The sequence below is a fragment of the Enterococcus sp. 3C7_DIV0644 genome, from assembly GCF_002141235.1.
GTDB classification, from domain to species: domain Bacteria; phylum Bacillota; class Bacilli; order Lactobacillales; family Enterococcaceae; genus Enterococcus_D; species Enterococcus_D entomosocium.
The window spans coordinates 637080-638286 of the sequence record NZ_NGLK01000001.1; the positions used below are offsets into that span (position 1 = coordinate 637080).

General features: G+C 28.9%; 1 protein-coding gene and 1 pseudogene. Both read right to left on the bottom strand.

Translation table 11 applies throughout. From position 1 onward, the window contains the following. Positions 1-947 (bottom strand): lipopolysaccharide biosynthesis protein (locus A5877_RS17135; protein ID WP_176273409.1); only part of this gene is annotated, 947 nt, incomplete at its 3' end. Next, positions 916-1207, bottom strand: a pseudogene (locus tag A5877_RS17140) (polysaccharide pyruvyl transferase family protein); the annotation flags it as partial. The gene A5877_RS17135 and the pseudogene A5877_RS17140, both read right to left, overlap by 32 nt.

The window sequence follows — 1207 nt, forward strand, 5'->3', positions numbered from 1 at the left end:
ATAATTAAACTGCAAGAAGCAATAATTAATGAATAGTAAGTCAGGAAAACTTTAGTAAAAAAATTAGAAGCTTGCTTATTTGAAATTTCTTTGGAGGCAGAAAATTGCCAAGCTTGTTGAAATATGGAAGAAAGAACATTTATTATTGAAGGTAGCTTACTAATTGCAGTGAATATTCCAGCTACCGCTATCCCTTGAAACATAACTAAAATGTATCTTGTTGAAATATTAGCAAACCACCAAGATATTGAGTTAGGTATCATTGGTATACTAAATGTCAATAATTCTTTTATTAGAGTTTTATCTAATATTTTTAAATCAATAAATTGTTTTATATTTGCACGAAAATAAAGATAAAATGCTGATGAAACATTACCTAATGCAATCGAGAAAAGATAGCCATTAACCCCATAAGATAGTAGCCCTACTAATACCACATTACTTATCCCTAGAATAATAGCATTAAGAATACCACTCATTGCAAAAAATCTTGCCTTTCCGATTCCTCTTGAAAACTGTGCAAATAATTGTCTAATACTATATGCAAATAGCATGAAACTAAACAAGATAGGATATAAAGAATCTAGGAGGAATAACACCAATATACTAATGGATAACACTAATGTATTGATAATTAAAATTATTTTTAGAGAACTTGAAAGTATTTCCTTTTTTTTAATCAAAGAAACATCAATACTAAACCTAAAAACTGCTTCGTATAAACACAAGGTTGCTAATGGCATAAGCAAATCTATACCATTATTCATCAATTCAGCAAATCCATACTCAGTTGGACTCATCGCACTAGTGTAAAGTGGCATTAAAAAAAATAAAATAAGTTTTGAAAAAACATTTCCAATAGCAAAAATAATTGTATTTGAGCCCAGCGTTCTAAACTTTGAATCTATCTTTATTTTATTTCGTAAATTGTTGCTTCCATCTTTCAATTTTATCATCCTCAATCAGAATTCTAGTATCCCATTTAGCTTTGATCATCTTTTCTAAAGAAGATGAAGTATCATCTCTTTCTATACATGGAATGTTATTATTGTTCTTAATTTCTCTAGCTCTGTTGTCTATGGCAAGAATAATTGACCTACGTCCATGTTGTAAAGCGTATATTCCACCATGCAATCTTGTTCCAACATAGTCTGTATCATTATTTGTCAAGAAATTATCAAAAGATTTTAAATTAGGAGAAATTATG